At 72.7% G+C, this 3,449-nt stretch carries 3 protein-coding genes; 1 reads left to right on the plus strand and 2 read right to left on the minus strand.

From position 1 onward, the window contains the following. Positions 1-426: alpha/beta fold hydrolase (locus tag B8460_RS17730; RefSeq protein ID WP_048862949.1), on the minus strand; the 426-nt coding region annotated here is incomplete at its 3' end. A gap of 133 nt (positions 427-559) precedes the next feature. Between B8460_RS17730 and B8460_RS17735 the strand changes: the two genes are divergently transcribed. Then, positions 560-2,125: a fatty acyl-CoA synthetase gene (locus tag B8460_RS17735; protein ID WP_048862950.1), complete on the plus strand. Its 1,566-nt coding sequence runs from the start codon at positions 560-562 to the stop codon at positions 2,123-2,125. Positions 2,126-2,147: 22 nt separating this feature from the next. On the opposite strand, the gene B8460_RS17740 is transcribed toward B8460_RS17735, so the two are convergent. Continuing rightward, on the minus strand, positions 2,148-3,449 hold a 1,302-nt coding region (locus B8460_RS17740), incomplete at its 5' end, for a cytosine deaminase (RefSeq protein ID WP_241771233.1).

A 3,449-nucleotide genomic window follows, 5' to 3' on the forward strand; every position in this document is an offset into this window, starting at 1 on the left:
CGGGGCGCCGACCCGTGCCGCCATGGCGCGGAACGTCGCGCGCGCCGCCGTCGCGTCGGGGGCCACCACCAGCGACGCCAGCTGCTCGATCACCGCCTCCGGCATCGCGGCGAGGGCGCCGGCAAGGTCGGGGTCGCCCGCCCCGGGGGCTGGCGGGTTGGCGCCCATGATCCACAGCGCGCTCACCCGTTCCGGCGCCGCCAGCGCGACCGTCAGCGCCAGATTGCCGCCATAGGACGTGCCGACCAGCGCGAACCGCGCCGGCGCGCGCGCCAGTATGTCGGCGGCACTCGCATGCAGGTCGGGCAGCGGCGACATCATCACGTGCGGCGCGATCGTGTCGCCGAGACGCGCGATGACGTCGGCATACAGCGCCTCGTCGCATAGCAGCGCCGGTATGAATACGACCGGGGTGGGCGTTGCCATCGCATCGTCTCCTGTTTTCCGCTTGCCTGCCTGCCGTATACCGTACGCTCCCGTCAATCGCCGCGTCGTGTCGTTCTCGCCCCCGGGCGCCCCCGCTGCTAAGCTCGCCGCAACGAAAAGAACGGGGAACGGAATGTCCGAGACGGCCATCCGCCGCGCGCGCCGCAGCATGGTGGGCGATGCGCTGCGCCGCGCGGCGCGCGTGCATCGCGGCCGCGTCGCGCTGCATTTCGCCGACCGCGACTGGTCCTTCGCCGCCCTCGACACTGCGGCGGACCGGGTCGCGCGCCGCTATGCCTCGGCCGGCCTGCGTCCGGGCGACCGCGTCGTCGCCTATGGCCGCAACTCCGATGCCTATCTCCTGGCCTGGCTCGGCTGCGCCCGCGGCGGCTTCATCCATGTCCCCGCCAACTACGCGCTCTCGGCCGGCGAACTGGCCTATATCCTGCGCCAGTCCGGCGCGGCGGCGCTGCTGCACGACCCGGCCCTCGCCGAAAACGCCGCCGCGGCGGCGGCCGAGACCGGGATCACCCGCATCGGCACCCTGCATGGCGGCGACGGGCTCGACATCCTGTCCGCCGCGAGCGCGCCGGGCGATGTCGATCCGATCGACGCCGGCGCCGATACGGACGTCGCCCAGATCATCTACACGTCGGGCACCACCGGCGCGCCAAAGGGGGCGGCGCTGACGCATGACGGCCTGATCGCCGAATACATGGCCGTCATTGCGGAGCTTGATTTCGACCGGAACGACCGCTCGCTCGCGGCGCTGCCACTGTACCACGTGGCCCAGATGCACGCCTTCACCATGCCGATGCTGCTGCTCGGTGGCGAGACATGGCTGATCGAGGCGCCGCAGCCGGACGTGGTGCTCGACCTGATCGAACGCCACCGCATCACCAGCTTCTTCGCCCCGCCCACCGTCTGGATCACCCTGCTGCGCCATCCCGATTTCGACCGCCTCGACCTGTCGTCGCTGCGTCAGGTCTATTACGGCGCCGCCATCATGCCGGTGCCGGTACTGAAGGAACTGCGCGCGCGCCTGCCGGGCATCCGCCCCTATAACTGCTACGGCCAGAGCGAGATCGCCCCGCTCGCGACCGTGCTGCGGCCGGAGGAACACGACGCCCGCCCGGCCTCGGTCGGCCGGCCCGCGATCACCGTCGAGACGCGCATCGTCGATGCCGAGATGCGCGACGTCGCCCCCGGCGAACAGGGCGAGATCGTCCACCGCAGCCAGCATCTCCTCGTCGGCTACTGGGACAAGCCGGAGGAGACGGCGCGCGCCTTCGAGGGCGGGTGGTTCCACTCCGGCGACATCGGCGTGATGGACGACGAGGGCTACATCACCGTCGTCGACCGGCTGAAGGACGTCATCAACACCGGCGGCGTGCTCGTCGCCTCGCGCGAGGTCGAGGACGCGCTGTTCACCCACGACGCGGTGTCCGAGGTCGCGGTGATCGCCGTGCCCGACCCGAAATGGATCGAGGCCATCGCCGCCGTCGTCGTGCTGCGCGCGGGCATGACCGCGACCGAGGCGGCGCTGATCGCCCACGCCCGCGCGACGCTCGCGCCCTACAAGCTGCCGAAGCGGATCATCTTCGCCGACAGCCTGCCGAAGAACACCGCCGGCAAGCTGCTGAAGCGCGAACTGCGCCGCATCTACGCCGGCACCGAAAGCGGCGCGCTCGGCCGCTGACGGGCCGCCGTGCCGGCTACCGCTACGGCCCGCCCACCACCGCGTCCAGCTCGCTGAACGCCGGAGGCTTCGCGTCCAGCGCGCGGCCGGCGCGCAGCACCACGCGGTCGCTCTGCGGCCGGGCCAGCAGCTCCGTCAACGCCCGCGCGCTGCACAGGATCAGGTCCGCGCCCGCCCCCACGTCGATCACGCCGAGGCCGTCGAAGCCGCAGGTCTGCGCCGGCACGCGCGCGACGGACGCGATCCAGTCCGCATGGGGATGATCGAGCTGCGCGATCCGCACCGCCTCGCGATAGACCTCCATCATGTCGTAGTCGCCGTACGCATAGAACGGGTCGCGGCAGTTGTCGGAGGCGAAGGCGACGGCGATGCCGGCGGCACGGAACTCGTGCAGCTGCGTGATGCCGCGCCAGCGCGGCGTGCGGCCGGGCGTGCGGCCCATCAGGTACATGTTGCACATCGGCAGGTTGACGACGCGGATACCCGCCTCGGCGCACAGCGCGATCGTCGCCGCCGCCTCGGCCTCGTCCTGCACCGACAGCGAGCACACATGCCCGACCTGGATCGGCCGCGCGAAGCGGCGGCGCAGCGCCGTCTCCGCCACCGCCCGCAGCGCCCGCGAGCCCGCGTCGCCCGTCTCGTCCAGATGCAGGTCGAGCGACAGCCCCCGCGCCTCCGCGAGGCCGAAGAACACGTCGAGCTGCGCCGGATCGGGCGCGCCCATCAGCGACATGCCGAGCAACCCGCCCGACGCCGCGATCTCGTCGGCCAGCGCCGCGCCGTCCGCGCCCATGAACCGCTCCAGCGGACAGAGCGAGACCGCCTGCAGCGCGATCCGCCCCGCCCACGCGTCGCGCAGCCGGCGGAAGACCGCCCAGCCATGGCGCGCATGCGGCCAATAACTGTCGATATGCGTGCGCATCGCCGCCGTGCCGTGCGCGTATGCGCAGCGCAGCCCGAACTCGAACCGCGCGGCGATGTCCGCCTCGGTCCAGTGCGCCTCGCGGTCGGCGCGCACCGCCGCGATCGCGCCGTCATGCGTGCCGCCGCCCTCGGGCTGGCGCGGCGAGATCTGCGTCTTGTCCAGATGCACGTGGCTGTCGATGAAGCACGGCAGCGTCATGCCGAGCGCGCGGTCGATCCCCTCGGCCGCCGTGCCCGCCGGCGCGATCGCCGCGATCCGCCCGTCCGTCAGGCGCAGATCGACCTCCACCAGCCCGTCGCGGCCGGCGGGCGCGGGCGGCGGGACGGCGAACAGGCAGGCGGGGATGCGCGTGCGGCGCAGCCACACGTCGCGCGGCCATGCGTCGCGCGGCCATGCGTC

Origin of the sequence: Acidisphaera rubrifaciens HS-AP3 (assembly GCF_000964365.1) — a bacterium.
In the GTDB taxonomy this organism is placed as follows: Bacteria; Pseudomonadota; Alphaproteobacteria; order Acetobacterales; family Acetobacteraceae; genus Acidisphaera; species Acidisphaera rubrifaciens.